The sequence below is a fragment of the Streptomyces thermoviolaceus genome (assembly GCF_045209695.1).
GTDB classification, from domain to species: Bacteria; Actinomycetota; Actinomycetes; order Streptomycetales; family Streptomycetaceae; genus Streptomyces; species Streptomyces thermoviolaceus.
The window spans coordinates 5,515,009-5,535,245 of sequence record NZ_CP109280.1; the positions used below are offsets into that span (position 1 = coordinate 5,515,009).

Sequence of the window (20,237 nt, forward strand, 5' to 3'; positions counted from 1 at the left end):
CCGCGTGCACCCCGTGCCGTGTGTGCCGTGCGGGTGTGCGGCGACCGCATCTGCCGGTGCCCAGGTCGCCGCCGTACACTCCCCGGGTGAGTGTCACCGCGCCAACTGTCGACGAGCCGGACCGGGTGACCGCGCGGCCGGCCCCCGCCTCCTGGGGCGCCCGGCTGACCCGGCTGACCCCGGCCGCCGCCGCGGTGCTGGCCGGGGTGCTGCTGTACGTCAGCTTCCCGCCCCGCACCCTGTGGTGGCTGGCCCTGCCGGCCTTCGCCGTCCTCGGCCGGGTGCTGCGGGGCCGCCGCTTGAGGGCCGCGTTCGGCCTCGGGTATCTCTTCGGCCTCGGGTTCCTGTTGCCGCTGCTGGTGTGGACCAGCGTGGAGGTCGGTCCGCTTCCGTGGCTGGCGCTCGTCGCGGCCGAGGCGGTGTTCGTCGCCCTCGCGGGCGTGGGCATCGCCGCCGTGTCACGGCTGCCCGCCTGGCCGGTGTGGGCGGCGGCGGTGTGGATCGCCGGGGAGGCGGCCCGCGCCCGGGTGCCCTTCCACGGCTTCCCCTGGGGCAAGATCGCCTTCGGCCAGGCGGACGGGGTGTTCCTGCCGCTGGCGGCGGTGGGCGGCACACCCGTGCTCGGCTTCGCGGTCGTCCTGTGCGGCTTCGGCCTGTACGAGGTGGTACGGCTCGCGGTGCACGCCCGGCGCACCCGCGCGATACACCGGACGGCGGCCGCCGCGGCCCTGCTGTGCGTGGCCGTGCCGGTGATCGGCGCCCTGGCCGCGCGCACCCTGGTCGGCGACACGGCCGAGGACGGCACCCTCACGGTCGCGGTGATCCAGGGCAATGTGCCGCGGGCCGGCCTGGAGTTCAACGCGCAGCGCCGGGCGGTGCTCGACTACCACGTGCGCGAGACCGAACGGCTCGCGGCGGACGTGAGGGCCGGCAAGGTGCCGAGGCCCGACGTCGTGCTCTGGCCGGAGAACTCCTCCGACATCGACCCCTTCGCCTACCCCGACGCACGCCTGGTCATCGATCAGGCGGCCAAGGCCGTCGGTGTGCCGATCTCCGTCGGCGGCGTGGTGACACGGGACGGCAGACTGCTGAACGAGCAGATCCTGTGGGACCCGGTGAAGGGCCCCGTGCAGACCTACGACAAGCGGCAGATCCAGCCGTTCGGCGAGTATCTGCCGCTGCGCTCGTTGGTCGGCGCGATCAACGAGAACTGGACGTCGATGGTCCGGCAGGACTTCAGCAGGGGCACCGAGCCCGGGGTGTTCAGCGTCGCGGGCACCAGGATCGGCCTGGCCACCTGCTACGAGGCCGCCTTCGACTGGGCGGTGCGCGACACCGTCACCCACGGCGCCCGGTTGATCTCCGTGCCGAGCAACAACGCGACCTTCGACCGCAGCGAGATGACCTACCAGCAGCTCGCCATGTCCCGCATCCGCGCGGTCGAGCACAGCCGGACCGTCACCGTCCCGGTGACCAGCGGGGTCAGTGCGATCATCACGCCGGACGGGCACATCGCCCAGCGGACCGGCATGTTCGTGCCCGCCTATCTGGTGCAGAAGGTGCCGCTGCGCTCCTCCACCACGCCCGCCACCGAACTGGGCGCGCTCCCGGAGGGCGTCCTCGTGCTCCTCGCCGCGGGCGGCCTGGGAGCCGCGATCGGGGCGGGTGTGCGCCGACGGCGCGCCACGGCCGTGTAACCGCACGCCGTGCGAACGTCTCCGTGCGCTCCCCGTGGCCGGGCGGCAGCCGGTTAGGGTCGGTCCATGGCCACTCCAGAGTTCATCCGCACCATCCGGGCGTCCGTCGGCAACCATCTGCTCTGGCTGCCCGGGGTCACCGCCGTCGTCTTCGACGACGAGGGACGGGTCCTGCTGGGCCGCCGCTCCGACACGGGCAAGTGGTCGGTGATCGGAGGCATCCCGGATCCGGGTGAACAGCCGGCCGCGTGCGCGGTGCGCGAGGTGTACGAGGAGACCGCCGTGCGCTGTGTGGCCGAGCGGGTGGTGCTCGTCCAGGCACTGGAGCCCATGACCTACCCCAACGGGGACGTCTGCCAGTACATGGACATCACCGTGCGCTGCCGTGCCGTGGGCGGCGAGGCCCGTGTGAACGACGACGAGTCGCTCGAGGTGGGCTGGTTCGCGGTGGACGCGCTGCCGGACCTGCACGAGTTCGGACTGTTCCGGATCAAGCAGGCCCTCTCCGACGCGCCCACATGGTTCGACACCACGCCGTGTGACTGAAGTATGGGTGGCGCCCATAGGGGGTGCGGTGGGGGCGCTGCCCGGGGTCGAGGCATGACCACGCTCAGCCCCCACTCCGCCCACCCGGCCCCGCTGAAGTCCTCGCTCGACCTCACCGGCCGCACCGCGCTCGTCACCGGCGCTGCCGGCGGCATCGGCCGCGCCCACGCGCTCCGGCCGGCCGCCGCGGGGGCCACGGTCAGGGCCGTCGACCGGGACGCGGAGGGCCTGACGGCGCTGGTGGAGCAGTCCGGGCCGCTCGCCGGATCCCCGGAACCGGTCGTCCTCGACCTGACCGACCTGGACGCCGCCGAGCGGACGGCCGCCGGCACCGATGTGCTCGTCAACAACGCGGGGATCCAGCTGGTCCGCCCCATCGAGGAGTTTCCGCCGGAGGTCTTCCACACGGTGCTGACCGTGATGCTGGAGGCGCCGTTCCGGCTCATCCGCGGGGCCCTGCCGCACATGTACGGGCAGAAGTGGGCCCGCATCGTCAACATCTCCTCGGTGCACGGCCTGCGCACCTCCGCCTACACGTCGGCCTATGTGGCGGCCAAGCACGGCCTGGAGGGGCTGTCCAAGACCACCGCCCTGGAGGGCGCCCCGCACGGCGTCACCTCCAACTGCGTCAACCCCGGCTATGTGCGTACCCCGCTGGTCGAGAAGCAGCTCGCCGACCAGGCCCGCACCCACGGCATCCCGCAGGACCGGGTGCTCGAAGAGGTCCTGCTGCAGGACAGCGCGGTCAAGCGGCTCATCGAACCGGACGAGGTCGCCGAGGCGGTGGCCTGTCTGTGCGGCCCGCAGGCCTCCTTCGTCACCGGCTCGTGCCTGGTGCTCGACGGCGGCTGGACCGCCCACTGACCCGCCCGGCGGACCGGCCTCCGGGCGTCCGTCGCAGGGTTGTCCACAGGCCTCGTCGGACACCGCACCCGTACGGAATCCTGTGGGCCATGTCCAGCGATCAGCCGAACTCCGCCGGGCGCCTCACGGCCGAGGCGCCACCGTCCGCCGAGGGCGTGCCGGGGCCGCCCGGCCCGGCGGTGCCGCCCGCGGGCGGCGTACCGCTCGCCGACGGCGCCGCACCGCCCTCCGGCCACGACGCCGCCGTGCCGGAGGGCCTCACCGGGGCGCCGTTCCTCGACCTGCTCGCCCGGGGGAGCACCCGCCGCCGCCTTCGAGCAGCCGGTGCTGCTCGCCCGCGCCGAGGGCCGGCCGGCCGTGTGGATCGCCGCGCTCGAGAACGCCAAACGGCTCGCCCTGCGCGTACGCGCCGAGCTGGACGGCCTCAGGCGCCGCGAGGCCGAACTGTCCGCCCTGTTCGCCACCGCCCACGACCTGGCCGCCCGAGAGACCTGGACTCCGTGCTGACGGCCATCGTGCAGCGCGCCCGTTCCCTGCGCGGCACCGATGTCGCCTCCCTCACCCTCAACCACCCGGCGCGCGGCGGCACCTACATGCGGGTGACCGAGGGCTCCGTCTCCGCACGCTTCCAGCAGCTGCGCCTCGGCATGGGCGAAGGACTCGGCGGCCTCGTCGCCCAGACCGCCCGCCCCTACGTCACCGAGGACTGCTTCCGCGACGCCTGCTTCCAGCACACCGGCACCATCGACGCCGGCGTGCGGGACGAGGGACTCGTCGCCATCCTCGGCGTCCCGCTGATGCTCGGCCGGCACGTCATCGGTGTCCTGTTCGCCGCCGACCGCCGACCGCCGGCCGCCGACCGCCGACCGCCGACCGCCGACCGCCGGGCACGGGTCCTCGAACGGAAACAGATCGCCCTGCTGAGATCCTTCGCCGCTTGGGCCGCCGCGGCCATCGACAGCGCCAACCTGCTCACCGAGACCCGCGCGGCCCTCGCCGACCTGGAACGCGCCAACGAGATCATCCGCGACCGCAGCGCGGTCATCGAACGCGCCTCGGACGTCCACGACCGGCTCGCCGAACTCGTGCTGCGCGGCGGCGGCGTGCACGACGTGGCCGCCGCTGTCTTGCAGGTCCTCGACGGCACCGTCGAGTTCACCGAGACCACCGCCGCACCGGCCGCTCCCCTGGAGGCATCCCGGGGGTTGATCCAGACAGGCACAGGATCCACGGTTGCGTGGCACTTCGCATGCAGCGGGAACAGCTTCTGCGACTCCTTGTAGTGCACGCTGTTCCACCGGTCGTCGAAAGGGATGCCGTTCCTGTACTCCCACGACTCCCTCAGGTCCAGGCCCGCCGCGGAGAGACCGGGAAACGTCACCCACGAGCCGCGCACCGTCCCGCACGAAGGCGACGGTGCGGGGCATGCTACGCGTGCACAGCGGAACGGCCGGCCGGCCGCCTGCGGTGAGTCGGAAGAGCCGGGCAGGTGGGACGTGGGACGTCCGCGGCCTGCACCGTCACGACGATCCGGCCGGAGAAAGCCTCGTCAGGTACGAGCACGCTGTTGTGGCCGTCGCGGCGCTCGGTCCGCGGCTCGCCGGGCCGCCATGCGCGGAGGCATCGATGGGCGGGGAGGAGGCTGCCCCGGCGCGGCGGGCGTGCCACTCCGCTCCTCCGCCGCCGAATCACGGGCCGCTCAGGACACCAGCCGAGTATGAGTGAGTAAATCGTACATAACTGCACATCCCTTGATATAAACATCGCTTGACGGTGTGTTCGGCACGTGAACAGACGGAGCTGCCACGCCGGTTGACCGACTCACCGCTTCCTGAGGAGAAGCATGCGGCCCTTCAGAACCGCGGCATCCCGGCAGACGCCGGTGGCCGTGCCGCGTCGGCCGGCGCGCCCGGAAGGAACCCAGGCACGCTGGTACGGCCCGCTGTCCGTCGGCGTGGACCTGGCGGGCGCCGCCCTGCCGGTCGCGGCGGCCATCGCGGAGGTCCGCGAACCCCGCCCCGTGCACCTGGTCTCCGCCGCCGCCCTGGCGTGGCCGCTGATCCGGGCGGCCGCCAGGCGCTACACCTCGGCCGCCTGGGGCGACGGCGGCGGCCTGGGGGCCGTGCTGAAGGACTGGCTGCTGCTGGTCGGCGCGCTGGCGACGCTGCGCGTGCTGTGCGGACTGGACAACGTGCCCGCCGACACCTTCACCGTCCTGATCCCCGCACTGGTCCTCACCGCCGCCTGCCACACGGTGATCCACCGTCATCTCCTGGCCGCCCGCCGCGACGGCCGTGCCCTGCGCCACGTCGTGCTGGTCGGCGAGAGCCCGTCGATCGACGCCGTCGTCGAGCAGCTGGCCCAGCGCACCGACCACGAGTACGTGGTCGTGGCGTGCTGCCCGGTCGGCGAGGACGCGGTGCTCTCCGGTGTCCCCGTGTACGTGCGGCTGCCGCGCGCGGAGCCGGACGGCGCCGAGCCGGACGCCGCGCCGGTGCTTCGGGCGGTCGACGCCGTCGGCGCCGACCTGGTGTTCGTGGTGCCGGGCCCGCATCTGTCGGGCCGGCGGCTGCGCCGGCTGTCCTGGGCCGTGCACGACCGGGGATGCCCGATCGTCGTGCTCCCCGGCATCGTCGAGGTCGCACGCCGCCGGATGCGGCTCACCTCCGCCTCCGGGCTCACCCTGCTGCACATCGCGCCCCCGATCAGCCGCGGCGCGCCCGCGGTGCTCAAGGCGGCCGTGGACCGGGTGGGCGCCCTGGTGCTGATCGTGCTGCTCGCACCGCTGCTGCTGGCGCTGGCGCTCGCCGTGCGGCTCACCTCGCCCGGCCCGGCGTTCTACCGGCAGATCCGGGTCGGCCGGGACAACACCCCGTTCCCCATGTGGAAGTTCCGCACCATGGTGGTCGACGCGGACCGCATGAAGGAGCAGCTCGCGGCGGCGAACGAGCACGACGGCCACATGTTCAAGATGCGGCGCGACCCCCGCGTCACCCCCCTGGGCCGCTTCCTGCGCCGCTACTCGCTGGACGAGCTGCCCCAGCTGTTCAACGTCCTCCTCGGCCACATGTCGCTCGTCGGGCCGCGCCCCCCGGTGCCGGAGGAGGTCGTGCAGTACGACCCGGTGGAGATGCGACGGCTGCGCGTCAAGCCGGGCCTGACCGGGCTGTGGCAGGTCAGCGGACGGTCGGACCTGTCCTGGCACGAGACCGTCTCGCTCGACCTGCGCTATGTCGACAACTGGTCCCCGGCACTGGACGTCCACGTCATGGCCCGCACCGTCCGCGCGGTGCTCAGCGGCCAGGGCGCCTACTGACGCTCCGCCATCCGGGCAGCGCTGCCGCCGACACGTCCGCCGGACGGGCCGGTCGCGCCCCGGGGCGAGCAGGATCACGGATGCCCGACGCCCCGGCCCTCGGAAAGGGACACAGTCATGGCGCAGACCGCAGCCACCGCGCGGCCCGGTGACGATCCGCCGGTGACGGCCCCGGTCGTCGACCGCGACCTGCGCGGCTTCACCGGCGCCGGCTACGACAAGGGACGGCCGCTCCTTGTGCAGGCCGCCTGGTTCGCCGTCCTCCACCTCGTCTTCGTCAAATGGTGGTGCCCGGCCCGCTGGCGGCCGGCGCTGCTGCGTGCCTTCGGCGCCCGTGTCGGACGGCGCGTGCTGATCCGGCGCGGGGTGCGGGTGCACTGGCCGTGGAAGCTGACCGTCGGCGACGACGTGTGGATCGGCGAGGACGCCTGGATCCTCAACCTCGAACCCGTCACGATCGGCGACGACTGCTGCGTCTCCCAGGGCGCGCTGCTGTGCACCGGCAGCCATCGACGCCGCAGCCCCGCCTTCGAGTTCGACAACGGTCCCGTCCGCCTGGAGCCGGGCAGCTGGGTGGCGGCCCGCGCCGTCGTGCTGCGCGGCGTGACCGTCGGCCGGGGCGCCGTGGTGGGCGCCGGGGCCGTGGCCCACCGGGACCTGCCGCCCGGCACGGTCCTGACGACGAAGGGACGCACCGCATGAGACTGCTGCAGGTCGTCACCCTGATCAGCGACGACGGAATCTACGGCGGCCCGCCGAGCGTCGCCGTCGCCCAGGCGCAGGAGCTGGCCGCACGCGGACACGACGTCACGCTGCTGTCGCTGTGGCGGGGCAGCGGCCGGGCACCCGAGCGCATCGGGGACGTCCCGCTGCGCTCCCGTCCCGCCCGCGCACTGCTGCCGGCCCGGGGCTGCATCGGCCTGCTGCACCCCCGGCTCCTCGGCGACCTGTGGCGGGCGACGGAGGGCGTCGACGTCGTGCACGTCCACGCGGGGCGTGATCTGGTCTCCCTCGCCGCCCTCGCCGTCGCCGTGCTGCGCCGCGTGCCGTGCGTCGCCCAGACCCACGGCATGGTCGAACCGCGCACCGCCCTGCCCGTCCGGCTGTTCGACCTGCTGTATGTGCCGCTGCTGCGCCGGGTGCGCGCCTGCTGTGTGCTGACCGGGCAGGAACGCCGGCAGGTGGCGCGGGTGCTGGGCGGGGGCTCACCGCCGCTGCCCGTGCTGCCCAACGGCATCCGGCCGGACGCACCCGGACCGGAATCACTCGGGCCGCGCCCTCCGCATGTGCTCTTCCTGGCCCGGCTGCACCCGCGCAAACGTCCCGAGACCTTCGTGGAGATGGCCACCTACGTCCACCGGACGATGCCCGAGGCGCGCTTCACCCTGTACGGCCCGGACGACGGCTCGCTGCCCGCCGTGCGCCGGCTGATCGACCGGGCACCCGACGGCGTGATCCGCTACGGGGGTCCGCTGCACCCGGACGCGGCCCGGCGGGCCTACCGGGAGGCGGCGGTCCATGTGCTGACGAGCGTGAACGAGCCGTTCGGCATGACCCTGATCGAGGCGCTGGCCGCCGGCACACCCGTGGTCTGCACCGACACCTGCGGCATCGCCGAGGAGCTGGAACGCCGCGGCGCCGCCCTGGTCACCGACGGCAGTCCGGCGGCCCTGGCGGCGGCCGTGTGCCGGCTGCTCGGCGACGACGAGCTGTGGACCCGCACGGCACGGGCCGGGCGCCGCGTGGTCGAGGAGCTCTACTCCATCGGCGCCGTGGCGGACCGGCTGGAGGAGATCTACCGAGGGGCATGCGCGGGGGAGCCGGCCGGCACGGACGCTGTGCAGGACAGGGACCGTACGACGGCCGGCTCACGGCAGCAGATGGCCGCCCCCGGTCCTGCCGCCTGACCTTCCGGCGCCGCCGGCCCGATCGGACCCGACCGGGCCGACGGCGGGGGAGCGCGGTTCCGGCTGCCCGGTGCCGCCCGGCCGCACGGACGGGCCGCTGGTGCGGCCGAGCGGCCGCGCGCTCAGGTACCCGCTCGGCCCGTGCCCGCCCCGCACACCCCGCGGAGGATCTCCTCGAAGCGGGTGGCGCAGTCGTCCAGGGCGAACTCCCGCTCGGCCAGCGCGCGACTCTCCTTGCCCAGCCGCTCGGCCAGCGCCGGGTCGGACAGCACCGTGCGCACCCAGGCGGCGGCGTCCTCCAGGGCCCGCTCCTCGGGCGGGAAGACCGCCGACCCCGCCCGGCGGAGCAGCCCCGCGGCGAGGTTGTCCGCGGGCATCAGGCCGAGCACGGGCCGCCCGGCGCACAGATAGGACAGCGTCTTGGACGGCACCGAGAACCGCCCCGCGTCCGGGTCCAGCAGGACGACCAGGACGTCCCCGCTGCCGAGCACCTCGGGCAGTCGCGCGTAGGGCTGGAAGGGCAGCAGGGTCAGATCGACGCCCCGCTCGGCGGCGGCCGTGCGCAGCACGGGCACGGCGGGGCCGTCGTTGACGACGACCAGCCGCACCGGACTGCCCTGCTCGCGCAGGCGCTCGGCGAGCCGCACCAGCAGCACCGGGTTGTGCTTCAGCCCCAGCGTGCCCGAGTACAGCAGCGTCGGCACCCCGTCCAGGCCGTGCTGTTCCGACCAGGCGTTGGCCCGGGGTACCGGTGTGATCTCGTCCAGGGGCGCCCAGTTGGGCACCACGGTGACCTTGTGCGCGGTGCCCCACTGCGCGTGGACCGGCACGAACGAGTCGGCGATCACCACGACCGCAGCGGCGCGGCGTGCCGCCCACTTCTCGCCCGCGCCGAGAACCGTGGCCGCCACGCCCATCGCCCGGGCGACACCGGCCGCGGCGAAGCTCCGGAGCGCGACCGCGGTCACGTCCTGGTGCCACAGCACCCACGGGATGCGCAGCGCACGCAGCGCGGCCGCGGTGACCACCAGTGCCGGGACCGGCAGATTGGACAGCAGGGCCGCATCGGGCCGGACGCGGGCGACCTGCCGGGCCAGTTCGCAGCCCAGCCCTGTCTCCTGGCCGAGCCGGCGCGCATAGGCCTCCTTGCGCAGCCTGACCCCGTCGCCGATGGTGGCGAAGCGCAGACCGGGGGTGTCGGAGGCGAGGTCGCCCTTGCCGGAGACGTAGGCCGTGCACGTGGAGTGGACGACCCGATGGCCGCGGCGCGCCAGTTCCCGGCTCAGCTGGGCCTGGAACGGGTGGCCGCTGTAGTCGTGGACGAGGATCCTCATCGGCTCGTGTGTCCTGGCGTCGGTGGCCGGGGTCACTGGTGGGCCCGCTTGACCTGGTCGTACACCCAGGCGTAGGTGCGCTCCAGCCCGTCGATCAGCGGAATGGACGGCTCCCAGCCGTACAGCTCGCGGATCAGGGTGTTGTCCGAGTTGCGGCCGCGCACGCCCTGCGGGGCGTCCAGCCGGTAGCGGCGCTCGCAGCGGATGCCCGCGATCTGCTCCACGAGGTCGACGAGCTGGTTGATGCTCACCAGCTCCGAGGAGCCCAGGTTGACGGGCACACCGCTGTCCCCGTCCATGATCATGCGGGTGCCGTGCAGACAGTCGTCGATGTACATGAAGGAGCGGGTCTGCCGACCGTCGCCCCAGATCTCGATCCGGTGGTCACCGGACAGGGCCGCCTCGGCCACCTTCCGGCACACCGCGGCGGGCGCCTTCTCGCGGCCGCCGGTCCAGGTGCCGTGCGGGCCGTAGACGTTGTGGTAGCGGGCGACCCGGGTGACCAGCCCGTAGTCCTCCGTGAAGTGGCGGCACATGCGCTCGGAGAAGAGCTTCTCCCAGCCGTAGCCGTCCTCCGCCTGTGCCGGGTAGGCGTCCTCCTCGCGCAGCGCGGTGACGTCCGGGTCGGTCTGCTTGCCGGCCGCGTAGACGCAGGCGGAGGAGGAGTAGAAGTAGCGCTCCACGCCCTCCTCGTGCGCGGCCTTCAGCATGTGCGTGCTGATCAGCACCGAGAGCATGCAGGCGGCCTTGTTGTTCTCGATGAAGCCCATGCCGCCCATGTCGGCGGCCAGCATGTACACCTGCCGCGCGCCCCGGACGGCCGCCCGCGCGTGCTCCAGCAGCGACAGGTCGGCGGTGACGTTCTCGGCGGCCTCGTGCAGCTGGTGCCATGCGTGCCGGGGCTTGATGTCGACGGCACGGACGGTCAGTCCCTCCTCCAGCAGGGCGCCCACGAGATGACCGCCGATGAATCCCCCGCCACCGGCAACGACGACGTCCACCTGCTTGCCCATGGGGCACTCCTTCGTCCGGAGATCCTCTGATCTGGTGGGCATCATCAATGCATATATGTCATGAAATAAGGCGTAGGGCGCGCCGCTTGACTGCGGTGCGTCACCCGATGACGGTGCGGTGCGCGCGGTCGCCCCGGGGCCAGGCTCTGCGCGCGCCTGAGCGGTTCGCCGGTATGCAAGCGCTATAACCCTCCTGATGGCCTTTCAGGTGAAACGTCTTTTTCCGCAGTGTTCGCCGGGCGCCGGCACCGGCGGCATCACCGCGGTCTGCCTCTGGTCCGTGGCGCTGCTGGTGCTGCTGCCGGGCATCGTCCTGCTGCCGGACGGCACGCATCCGTCGCCGGCACTCGCCCTGCAGGCGGTGGTGGTCGCCCACAGCGGTGCGGCCCTCGTCCGCGTGCTCACCGCGCCGAAGGTCCGGCTGGTCGCCCTCGGGTTCTGGGTTTTCGCCTACGTCTGGCTCGGACTGGCGCCCCTGGCGCAGCTGGCCTGCGACACCTACCCGTGGAGCCACCGGACCGACCGGGCGACCACGCTCACGGCCGTGGCCGTGGTGGAACTCGGCCTGCTCGCCCACAGCGCCGGATCGGCCGTCGCCGCCCGCCGCGAGCGCCGCCGCACGGCCGGACCGCTCCCCTCCGCGCCGGGCGCGGTGGAACGCCTGCTCTCCCGCCGCCTGGCGCCCTGGCGCCTGCTGTCGTTGTGCGGGCTCGCGCTCGTTCTGGCCGCCGTGCTGATCCCGCGTCAACCGGGGGGTCTCGCGGTCTGGTTCACCAGCCGCCAGGCCCTGCGCGAGTCGGGCCTGGCCGACGGCTCCGACGGCGCCTTCCTGTCCGCCCTGCGCCACTGGTCGCTGTCGGTGCCCGCGTTCTGGGCACTGCTGGGCCTGCTGCTGGTGCCGCGCGCCCCCGGCGGCGACCGGCTGCTGCGCGCCCTGCGCCGACTGCTGCTGCCGCTGTTGCTCGCCCTGAACGCCGTCGTCAACAACCCGGTCAGCACCCCGCGGTTCTGGATCGGCACGGTCCTTGCGACCCTGCTGTTCGCGGTGGACCGGATGAACCGGCCGCGCGCCTTCCGCGCGGTGGCGGCCGGCCTCCTGGCGACCGTGCTGCTGGCCTTCCCGTACAGCGACTACTTCCGCTACAGCGACCGGGAGCAGCTGTCCGTCGTCTCGCTCACCGAACAGTTCACCACCAACGGCGACTATGACGCCTTCCAGCAGGTGCAGACCGGCATCGACTACGCCCACGACAGAGGTCTCGCCCCACTGGACGTGCTGGGCCCGGCACTGTTCTGGGTGCCGCGCACGGTGTGGCCGGACAAACCGGAGGACACCGGCATCGCGCTGGCCCGGTTCGCCGGCTACGACTTCCAGAACCTCTCCGCGCCGCTGTGGATCGAGAGCTACCTGTGGGCCGGTCCGCCGGCGGTGGCCGCCGTGTTCTTCCTCCTCGGCGCGGCGGGCCGCCGCATGGACGACGTGCGGCACCGGCTCCGCGGCCGGGCGGGCACCCTCGCGGTGTGCCTGGTCCCGGCGTTCGCCTTCTACCAGATGGTCTTCCTGCGCGGCAGCCTGCTCGGCATCGTCGGCCCGCTGACGCTGCTGCTGGCCGTCCCGCTGCTCGTCAGTGCGCCCGCCGCCCGCGCGTCCCGGGCCGTGACACCGGCGCCTGCGGCCCCATCCGACCGCCTCGCACCGATCCCCCACAGGAGGGCACCCGTGACCGGCCCCAACCCCGTCCCCGACCGGTACGACGAGCCGGACCAGCTGCGCGACCAGCTGCGCCGGCTGCTGTGCCACCGCGCCGCCATCGCCCTGGGGGTCGCCCTGGGACTGCTGGGCGGCGCCGCCCTGGCGTTCGTCCGCACCCCCGTCTACACCTCCGCCAGTGAGGTCCTCGTCCGCTCCACCGCCGACCCGTACGGCACGGTCACCGTGGCCGCCGACAACCAGATCAGCATGGGCACCGAGCAGCAGATCGCCGCCGGTGCCGCGGTCGTCGCCCGCGCCGCCCGCACCCTGGGCCGGCCCGCCGGGGACGCGGCCGCGCTCGGCCGGCACCTGCGGGTCGGTCACCGGCCCAAGTCCCAGGTGCTGCGCTTCGAGTTCACCGATTCCTCCCCGCGCCGCGCGGCCCGCGCGGCCGACGCCTTCGCCGAGGCCTACCTGGCCGACCGCAAGGTCCGCAACGAGGCCGCCGCGCAGCGGGCCGCCCGCAGCGTGGAACAGCAGATCCAGGCGGTGCAGCAGGACAAGAAGCAGAAGAACGCAGGCGAGGCCGTCCAGCGGGCCCTGCAGACCGAACTGGACACCCTGCACCGGCGCATGGTGGAGATCAAGTCCCGTGACACCGACGGCGGCTACGTCGTCCGGCACGCCGCGGTGCCCACCCGGCCCGCGGGCCCCGGACGGCCCGCCCTGCTCGCCCTCGGCGGGGCGAGCGGCCTCGCCCTCGGCATCCTGCTGGCCTGGCTGTGCTCCGCCCTGGACACCCGCGTCAGGTCGGCCGGGGACGTCCGGGCCGCACTGCGCAGCCCCGTGCTGGGGCTGCTGCCCGCCGGACCCGGCGACGAACCCGACGGCGGAACGGGCCCGCTGAAGGTCGGCCACCGCGGCGGCGACCGCGCCGAGAGCCACCGCGCCCTGGCCTACCGGCTGCACCGGACCGGTCCCTCCGGCGGCCCCGGCGGCATCCTCGTCGTGGCCCCCCGGCGCGATGCGGCCACCGAGGAGATCGCCGTGAACCTGGCCGCGGCCCTCACCGAATGCGGCCGGCAGGTGCTGCTGGTGGACGCCGACTCCGACACGCCCCCGGTGACCGCCCGGCTGCCCCTGCTCCCCGACGACGCCCGCCCGTCCGGACAGCCGGCCCCGCCCGAAGGCAGCCGCCTCGTCGACGCCGGCACCGCCGGACACTTCGCCTGCCGCACCACCGGCGACGGCACCGTCCACCGGCTGCCGGCCGCAGCATCGCAGGAGCGCACCACGGTCGTCCTGGCCCGCCCGGTCCTGGAGCACGCCGACGCGCTCTCGGCCGCCCAGCGCGTCGACGGCGTCCTGCTGGTCGCCGGCCTCGGCACCACCCGGCGGGAGGACCTGCGGCGGGCCGCGGAGCTGATCGACTGCTCCGGCGGAACCCTTCTCGGCGCCGTGCTCGACACCGACCGCCGGCCGGACCGTCTCCGCTCCGCCCTGGCCGCCCTGCGCTCCCGCACCGTGCGCCGCCCGGCGACGACCCCGCCGGACACCCCGGTGGTGACGCTGCCCGCGCAGGACGAGACGCTCACGGCCGCCCGCAGGTGACCGCGGCACCCGTTGCCGCCGCCGCGCCCGCGGCGGCCACCGCCCCGAGCGGGGTCGCCGCCGCGGCACGGGGCGGCTGGTGGGGCGTGGCGGGCTCCGCGGCCAACGCCGTCTTCGCCTTCGTCCTCGTCGGCCTGATCACCCGCGCCCTGGGAGCCCAGGGGGCCGGAGCCGTGTTCACCGGCGTGGCCCTGTTCACCATCCTCAGCCACGCCTGCAAGCTCGGCGCCGACACCGGGCTGGTCCGCTTCGTCTCCCGGGACATCGCCGTCGGCGGCGGCCGCCAGGTGGGCGGTCTGCTGCGCGCGGCCCTCACGCCCGCCACCGTGGCGGCCACGGCGGCCGCCCTGCCGCTGCTGCTGTGTCCCGCGGTGGCCACCACGCTCCTGCCGCACCTGCCGGCGTCCGACGCGGTCACCCTGATGCGGCTCTTCGGTCTGTTCCTGCCCGTGGCCACGGTGGGCCTGGTCCTGCTCGGCGCCAACCAGGGCCACGGCACCGTGGTGCCGTTCGTCGCCGTGGAACAGATCGGCAAACCCGTGCTGCGCGTGCTCATCGCCGTACCGGTGATCTGGCTGGCGCCCGGCATGCTCTCCCTGGCCGCGGCCTGGCTGCTGCCCGCCCTGGCCGGCACCGTCGCCGCCTGGCTGGCCCTGCGCCGCAACCGCGCCGCCCGCGGCACCGACCGCCCGGCCGTGCGCGGCGCCGTCCCCTGGCGTGCCTTCTGGCGGTTCGCGGCACCCCGCGCCGTCTCGGCCGTCTTCGACTTCAGCGCGGTCTGGGTCGGTGTCGTCCTGCTGTCCGCCCTGGCCGGCAGCGCCGAGGCGGGCGTCTACACCGCCGTCGGACGGGTCGTCACGGCCGGCACGCTGGTGCAGCTCGCCGTGCGGATGGCGGTCGCACCGCAGCTCAGCCGGCTGATCGCGGTCGGCGACCTCGCCGCGGCGCGCCATCTGCACCGCGTCTCGACCTGCTGGGTGGTGCTCTTCTCCTGGCCGGTGTTCGTGTTCCTCGCCGGCTTCCCGCGCACCGTGCTGTCGGCCTTCGGCCCGGAATTCGGCGACGGCGCGGCCGCCCTGGTCGTGCTGTGCGCGGCCGGAGTGGTCAACGTCGCGGTCGGCAACGCCCAGACGGTGCTGCTGATGTCCGGCCGCAGCTCCTGGCATCTGGCCGTCACCGCGGCGGCGTTCACGGTGCAGCTGACGGCCGGGCTGCTCACGGTGCCCCGGTGGGGAGTCCTCGGTGCTGCCGTGTCCTGGGGTGCGGCCGTCGTCGTCGAGAACGTCTCGGCCGCCCTGCTCGTCCGGCTGCGCCTGGGCTTCACGACCGTGGACCGCGGCTATGCCGCCGCTCTCGGCGCCGCAGTGGCCGTCGCGACGGTGCCGGCGACCGTCCGGGCGCTGGAAGGTGACACCGCGTCAGGACTCGCCGTCGCACTGGCTTGGGGAATCTGTCTGTTCAGTACTATTTTGTGGCGGTATCGCAGGCTGCTGAGAGTGATCGAGCTGGCCGGAGTTCTGCGCCGCCGCGTCGCCTGAGGCCCGGCACGGGACAGAGCCGTCCCGACCCGGCGCATCCGTGGGCCACTCGCAGCGCCTCACCCGCACCACTGTCATCCGGGGTGTCCATTGCGCCTGAGAAGATCCCCGCGGAGGGCGGCCTGCTGGGCTGTCGCCGCTCCCGTTCTGTGCTCCGCCGCCCTGCTGGGCTCACCCGTCGCCGCGGCCGCCGCCGAGCCCTCCCCGGCGTTCACCGCCGATGCGCTGAGCACCTGGCAGACCGACGGCATCGTCTGGTCCCTGGCCTCCGCGAACGGTGTCGTCTACGTCGGAGGAACCTTCGACTCGGTCCGGCCGGCCGGTGCCGCACCGGGCGAGCAGCAGGTCCCGCGGCACAACTTCGCCGCGTTCGACGCCGTCACCGGTGCGCTGCTGCCGTGCGCCGTGCCGTTCACGGGCGGCGCCGGAACCGTCCGTGCCCTCAAGCCCTCGCCCGACGGCCGGGTGCTGTACGTGGGCGGCTCCTTCAGCCGGGCCGGCTCCACCGGCGTGGCCAACGCCGTCGCCCTCGACACGGCCGACTGCGCGCTGCGCAAGGACTTCCGGCCGGCGGTGTCCGCCACGGTCAGGGCCATCGAGGTCACGGACCGCACCGTCTACCTCGGCGGCGACTTCGGCCGGATCGACGGCCAGGTCAGACGGCACCTCGCCGCCCTCGCACCCGCCGGCTCCCTGCTGGCGTTCCGCGCCGACACCGACGCCCCGGTGCGCGCCCTGTCCGCGGTCCCCTCCCGCGGGAAGCTGTACGCCGGCGGTGACTTCGACACGGTCGGCGGCCGCCCCGCCCACGCCCTGGTCGCCCTCGACGCCACCAGCGGCGCGGCCGTCCGCACCTACCCCGGGTGGCTGCCGCCGCGGTCGGTGGTGAAGTCCCTCGCCCAGGACGGCACCCGCTTCTACGTGGCCGCCGAGGGCAGCGGCGACCGTGTCTTCGACGGCCGCATCGCGGGCACCGTCGCCGACGACCGCATGGTGTGGAAGGACACCTGCCTCGGCGCCACCCAGGCCGTCCTGCCCTACCGAGGCGTCCTGTACAGCGCCTCGCACGCCCACGACTGCTCCGCCACCCCCGGCGGGTTCCCCGAGCGGGGCGACCGGCAGCATCTGCTCGCCCAGTCGCCGCGGGACAGCAGGATCCTGCACTGGTTCCCCGACACCGACGAAGGGATCGGGGAGAAGGTGGGCCCCCGCGCCCTGGCCGTCGAGCGCGGTGTGCTGTGGGTGGGCGGCGAGTTCACCCGGGTCAACGGCGTCCCGCAGCAGGGGCTGACCCGGTTCGCCGCCGGCCCCGACACCGGGGCGCCCCAGACCCCCGTCCTGTCGGTGTCCTCGGCCAGGGCCGGACAGGTCACCCTGCGCTGGCGTGCCTCGTGGGACCGCGACGACGCCTCGCTCACCTACCTCCTCTACCGCGACGGCCGGCTCGTCTCCCGGCAGGTGCGCTCGTCCACCTTCTGGAACCGCCCGTGGATGAGCTGGACGGACACCGTGGCCGCCGGCACCCGCCACGAGTACCGGATCGAGGTGACCGACGGCACGAACACCTCACCGCGGTCCCCGGCCCTGCGCGTGGCCGTGCCGTCCGGACCGGCCCGCACGGCGGGGTGAGACGGCCGGATGACCCGTATCGGATACGCGCCCGGTGTCTTCGACCTGTTCCACATCGGGCACCTCACCCTCCTGCGCCGGGCGCGCCGCCACTGCGACCGGCTGATCGCCGGGGTCGTCTCCGACGAGCTGGTCGAACGCCTCAAAGGCCGGCCGCCGGTCGTCCCGCTCGCCGAACGGCTGGCCATCGTCGACAGCCTGCGCTGCGTCGACATGGCCGTCGTCGAGTCGGAGGAGGACAAGGTGGAGATGTGGAAGCGGATCGGCTTCCACGTCGTCTTCAAAGGGGACGACTGGCAGGGGACGCCCAAGTGGCAGACGCTGGAGCAGCGTTTCGCTCAGCTCGGCGTCGACGTCGTCTACTTCCCGTACACCGCGCACACCTCCAGCTCACTGCTGCGCAGCTCCCTGGAGCTGCTCTGCCGGACCGGGACGCCGCAGATCCCTGCGGCGCAGCTCCCGGAACCACTTGACCAGGAAGGCCGCGCACAGCAGAAGGTGAGCCGGCAGCAGGGCGCAGTAGACGGAGAGGAAGGCCTGCTGGCGGCACAGAGCTAGGAAGGCCAGGCACAGCACGCCGTGATCGGCCGGCAGGAGCAGCACGGACCGCAGCAGGGGCGCCGGCCGGTCCGCGAGCCGCGCCGCCCCTGCCGGCGCCGGGACGGCCCAACGCCGCTTGAGCTGCTCCGCCAGGATCCCGCCGAAGAAGAGCACCACGGCGGACAGCGCGAACAGCAGCGGTACGAGCAGCAGGACCGGGCTCGGCAACGAGAAGAACCGGTGGAACGCCACCGCCACCACCAGGTGGACGGTGACCGTCTTGGCGCAGTCCAGCACATGGTCCAGCCACTCGCCGGACGGGCCGGCCGAGCGCTGCGCGCGGGCCAGCTGGCCGTCCGCGGAGTCCAGCGCGAACCCCATGAGCAGGGCCGCGCAGACGCACACCGCGAGCACCGGCCCGGGGCGCACCAGCGCCACGGCGGCCAGCGCGGAGAAGGTGAACAGCGCGCCGACCAGCGTGACCTGATGGGGTGTAGCACCGGCCCGCAGCGCCAGTGCCGCGAGGACCCGGCCGGCCGGACGGTTGACGAACAGGGTGTAGGCCGGCACTCCCCGGGCGGGTTTCTGCGCCGCCGCCAGGCGCCGGAGCGTCTCGCTGAAACCGGTCACGGGTCCTCCTTCAACCGGACAACTTCCACCGGACAGCAAACTGTGAAGAAAAGTGATCAATCGGTGGAAAGGAAGGAGATTATGGCAGAGCGGGGCGGGTCGGGGTGTCCCGTCGGCTGCGGCGGGCTGCCGCGTGGCGGCACCTCGGCCGTGGCCGGCTCCGCCCCGACCGCCGCGCCGCACGCCGCACCCACGGCACGAGTCCGGCCCACGACGCACGGCGCGCCCGGCAGCACGCGGCACCGGCCGGCCGTGACCCGCACCCTTCCGCACCACCCCGGGTCACTCGTGGGAGGGACCTCTCGGCCCCGGTGGGCCGGTGGCGGACCCACCGGCCCGCAAGCTCGCTGCTGTCCGCAGTCCCGCCGGAGGGAAACGGCCCGCCGGCGGGGACGACCGCGGCGCGGTGGTCACCGCCCGGGGCACGGGACGTCACGGACACGGCCCGGGACCCACCCTCCGTCTTCCCGCGGGTCCGCCGCGTCGCCGCGCAGCACGCGTCCTTCGAGCAGCCCCGTACCGCAGCCGGCCGTGTCGGTTCCGTCGGGCAGCACACGGCCGCGGCACGACAGGAAAGGCAGAACAGGATGTCACGCTCGGCGCACTCGGCGGCGCATCGGATCCGTCCGTGCACGGCCGCGCTCACCGCGGCCGCCGCCCTCACGGCCGTCGGCACCGCAGGCCCGTCCGCGACGGCCGACGGCACCCCCGCCGATCCTCGCTCGGGCGGCGCACCGGCCGCGATCCGCACGCTCACGGACGGCCTGACCACGCCCTGGGGCATCGCGTTCCTGCCCGGCCGCACCACGGCCCTGGTCACCGAACGCAACACCGGCGTGGTCTGGAAGGTCGGTCCGGACGGCAGCAAGCAGAAGGCCGGCACCGTGCCGAACGCGGTGTGGGACCAGCAGACGGAGGACAAGGGCGGCCTGCTCGGTGTCGCCGTGTCACCGACCTGGAACGGCACCAGCGACCAGGACGTGTTCTTCATGGAGACCACCCGGCAGGACAACCGCGTGGTCAAGATGCGCTTCGACGGCACCCGGCTCAGCGGCTACACGCCCGTCTTGACCGGCATCGTCCGGGACACCCAGCTCAATGGCGGCACCATCGCCTTCGGCCCCGACCGGTACCTGTACGTCGCCACCGGCGACGCCCGCAAAGGCACCCTCGCCCAGGACAAGAAGTCGCTCAACGGCAAGATCCTGCGCATCACCAAGAGCGGAGCCGCGGCCCCCGGCAACCCGTTCGGCAACCGGGTCTACAGCTACGGCCACCGCAATGTGCAAGGACTCGCCTGGGACAAGGCCGGACGGCTGTGGTCCACCGAGATCGGCGAGAACCGCTGGGACGAGCTCAACCTGATCAAGCCGGGCAAGAACTACGGCTGGCCCACCTGCGAGGGATCCTGCTCGGTCGCCGGCATGACCAATCCGAAGATGGTCTGGAAACCCGACGAGGGCGGCGTGCCCGCGCAGATCGCGGTCGTCGACGACGTCCTGTACGTCTCCACGCTCAAGGGCCGCCGGCTGTGGCGGCTGCCCCTCGACTCCACCGGCCAGGACGTCGCCACGCCGACCGCCCACTACAACGGCACCTACGGCCGCCTGCGGGCGCTGGTCAAGGTTCCCGGGTCCCGCACGCTCTGGCTGGGCACCAGCGACCGCGGCAAAGGGAAGGACCTCCTGCTGCAGGTGACCCTCACGTGATCCCGTGACAGACCCCTCCCGCACCGGGAGGTGACCACCCACCGTCGTCAGAAAGGAAGGCACGCACCATGACCGACGTCGTCGAACAACCCGAGCAGCCCGCCGGCACCGCCGGCGAGGAGGCCGCCCCGAGCGCGTGGCGGACACCGGGATACACGGTCGTCGACACCGCGCTCGAGGTCACCGCCTACTCCCTCAGCGTCCGCTAGC

The 20,237-nt window shown here is 73.8% G+C and carries 14 protein-coding genes and 2 pseudogenes; 13 read left to right on the top strand and 3 right to left on the bottom strand.

Annotated elements, in window-relative coordinates; translation table 11 throughout:
• Positions 1 to 86 precede the first annotated feature (86 nt).
• The 7 genes and pseudogenes from lnt (at position 87) to OG899_RS24150 (ending at position 8,330) form a co-directional block, all read left to right on the top strand.
• Entirely contained in the window at positions 87 to 1,697 is a 1,611-nt protein-coding gene (gene lnt, locus OG899_RS24120) for an apolipoprotein N-acyltransferase (protein ID WP_406311140.1), read from the top strand.
• A gap of 66 nt (positions 1,698 to 1,763) precedes the next feature.
• A complete protein-coding gene (locus OG899_RS24125; RefSeq protein WP_125497392.1) occupies positions 1,764 to 2,243 on the top strand; it encodes an NUDIX domain-containing protein in 480 nt (159 codons plus the stop codon).
• A gap of 54 nt (positions 2,244 to 2,297) precedes the next feature.
• Entirely contained in the window at positions 2,298 to 3,107 is an 810-nt protein-coding gene (locus tag OG899_RS24130) for a 3-hydroxybutyrate dehydrogenase (RefSeq protein ID WP_406311141.1), read from the top strand.
• Positions 3,108 to 3,196: 89 nt separating this feature from the next.
• Positions 3,197 to 4,309: pseudogene (locus OG899_RS24135) on the top strand (GAF domain-containing protein); the annotation flags it as partial.
• Between the two features lie 752 nt (positions 4,310 to 5,061).
• Complete coding sequence (locus OG899_RS24140) at positions 5,062 to 6,423, top strand: sugar transferase (protein WP_168131229.1); 1,362 nt, start codon at positions 5,062 to 5,064, stop codon at positions 6,421 to 6,423.
• A 117-nt stretch (positions 6,424 to 6,540) separates the two neighbouring features.
• Positions 6,541 to 7,125 carry a DapH/DapD/GlmU-related protein gene (locus tag OG899_RS24145; protein WP_125497394.1) on the top strand — a complete coding sequence of 195 codons (585 nt, stop codon included), beginning with the start codon at positions 6,541 to 6,543 and terminating at the stop codon, positions 7,123 to 7,125.
• On the top strand, positions 7,122 to 8,330 hold the full coding sequence (locus OG899_RS24150; protein ID WP_125497395.1) for a glycosyltransferase: 1,209 nt from the start codon (positions 7,122 to 7,124) through the stop codon (positions 8,328 to 8,330). The genes OG899_RS24145 and OG899_RS24150 overlap by 4 nt, the downstream gene beginning before the upstream one ends.
• Positions 8,331 to 8,452: 122 nt before the next feature.
• Here the strand turns inward: OG899_RS24150 and OG899_RS24155 are convergent, their stop codons facing one another.
• Positions 8,453 to 9,664: a glycosyltransferase family 4 protein gene (locus OG899_RS24155; RefSeq protein WP_168131158.1), complete on the bottom strand. Its 1,212-nt coding sequence runs from the start codon at positions 9,662 to 9,664 to the stop codon at positions 8,453 to 8,455.
• A gap of 32 nt (positions 9,665 to 9,696) precedes the next feature.
• Complete coding sequence (locus OG899_RS24160; protein WP_125497397.1) at positions 9,697 to 10,677, bottom strand: NAD-dependent epimerase/dehydratase family protein; 981 nt, start codon at positions 10,675 to 10,677, stop codon at positions 9,697 to 9,699.
• 196 nt (positions 10,678 to 10,873) lie between these two features.
• Here OG899_RS24160 and OG899_RS24165 point away from each other — a divergent pair, with 196 nt between their 5' ends.
• The 4 genes and pseudogenes from OG899_RS24165 to OG899_RS24180 all read left to right on the top strand — a co-directional run.
• Positions 10,874 to 13,981, top strand: a complete 3,108-nt coding sequence (locus OG899_RS24165; RefSeq protein ID WP_229814479.1) for a hypothetical protein — start codon at positions 10,874 to 10,876, stop codon at positions 13,979 to 13,981.
• Positions 13,978 to 15,519, top strand: a complete 1,542-nt coding sequence (locus OG899_RS24170) for a lipopolysaccharide biosynthesis protein (RefSeq protein WP_125497398.1) — start codon at positions 13,978 to 13,980, stop codon at positions 15,517 to 15,519. The genes OG899_RS24165 and OG899_RS24170 overlap by 4 nt, the downstream gene beginning before the upstream one ends.
• A 90-nt stretch (positions 15,520 to 15,609) precedes the next feature.
• Positions 15,610 to 17,148, top strand: a complete 1,539-nt coding sequence (locus OG899_RS24175) for a fibronectin type III domain-containing protein (RefSeq protein WP_125497399.1) — start codon at positions 15,610 to 15,612, stop codon at positions 17,146 to 17,148.
• Between the two features lie 9 nt (positions 17,149 to 17,157).
• Positions 17,158 to 17,595, top strand: a pseudogene (locus OG899_RS24180) (adenylyltransferase/cytidyltransferase family protein); the annotation flags it as partial.
• Here the strand turns inward: OG899_RS24180 and OG899_RS24185 are convergent.
• Positions 17,539 to 18,318 (bottom strand): CDP-alcohol phosphatidyltransferase family protein, encoded by a 780-nt coding sequence (locus OG899_RS24185; protein WP_229813704.1) that lies wholly within the window; start codon positions 18,316 to 18,318, stop codon positions 17,539 to 17,541. The pseudogene OG899_RS24180 and the gene OG899_RS24185 sit on opposite strands and share 57 nt — an antisense overlap.
• Positions 18,319 to 18,905: 587 nt before the next feature.
• On the opposite strand from OG899_RS24185, the gene OG899_RS24190 reads away from it, so the two are divergent.
• A complete protein-coding gene (locus OG899_RS24190) occupies positions 18,906 to 20,027 on the top strand; it encodes a sorbosone dehydrogenase family protein (protein WP_125497401.1) in 1,122 nt (373 codons plus the stop codon).
• A 68-nt stretch (positions 20,028 to 20,095) separates the two neighbouring features.
• A complete protein-coding gene (gene pqqA, locus OG899_RS24195) occupies positions 20,096 to 20,236 on the top strand; it encodes a pyrroloquinoline quinone precursor peptide PqqA (protein WP_125497402.1) in 141 nt (46 codons plus the stop codon).
• Position 20,237: the final 1 nt, after the last annotated feature.

Bases quoted from the DNA above. Each gene is read 5' to 3' on its own strand.
- OG899_RS24165 (WP_229814479.1), top strand. From the start codon at position 10,874: ATGGCCTTTCAGGTGAAACGTCTTTTTCCGCAGTGTTCGCCGGGCGCC.
- OG899_RS24150 (WP_125497395.1), top strand. From the start codon at position 7,122: ATGAGACTGCTGCAGGTCGTCACCCTGATCAGCGACGACGGAATCTAC.
- OG899_RS24125 (WP_125497392.1), top strand. From the start codon at position 1,764: ATGGCCACTCCAGAGTTCATCCGCACCATCCGGGCGTCCGTCGGCAAC.
- OG899_RS24145 (WP_125497394.1), top strand. From the start codon at position 6,541: ATGGCGCAGACCGCAGCCACCGCGCGGCCCGGTGACGATCCGCCGGTG.
- OG899_RS24190 (WP_125497401.1), top strand. From the start codon at position 18,906: ATGTCACGCTCGGCGCACTCGGCGGCGCATCGGATCCGTCCGTGCACG.
- OG899_RS24160 (WP_125497397.1), bottom strand. From the start codon at position 10,677: ATGGGCAAGCAGGTGGACGTCGTCGTTGCCGGTGGCGGGGGATTCATC.
- OG899_RS24155 (WP_168131158.1), bottom strand. From the start codon at position 9,664: ATGAGGATCCTCGTCCACGACTACAGCGGCCACCCGTTCCAGGCCCAG.
- pqqA (WP_125497402.1), top strand. From the start codon at position 20,096: ATGACCGACGTCGTCGAACAACCCGAGCAGCCCGCCGGCACCGCCGGC.
- OG899_RS24130 (WP_406311141.1), top strand. From the start codon at position 2,298: ATGACCACGCTCAGCCCCCACTCCGCCCACCCGGCCCCGCTGAAGTCC.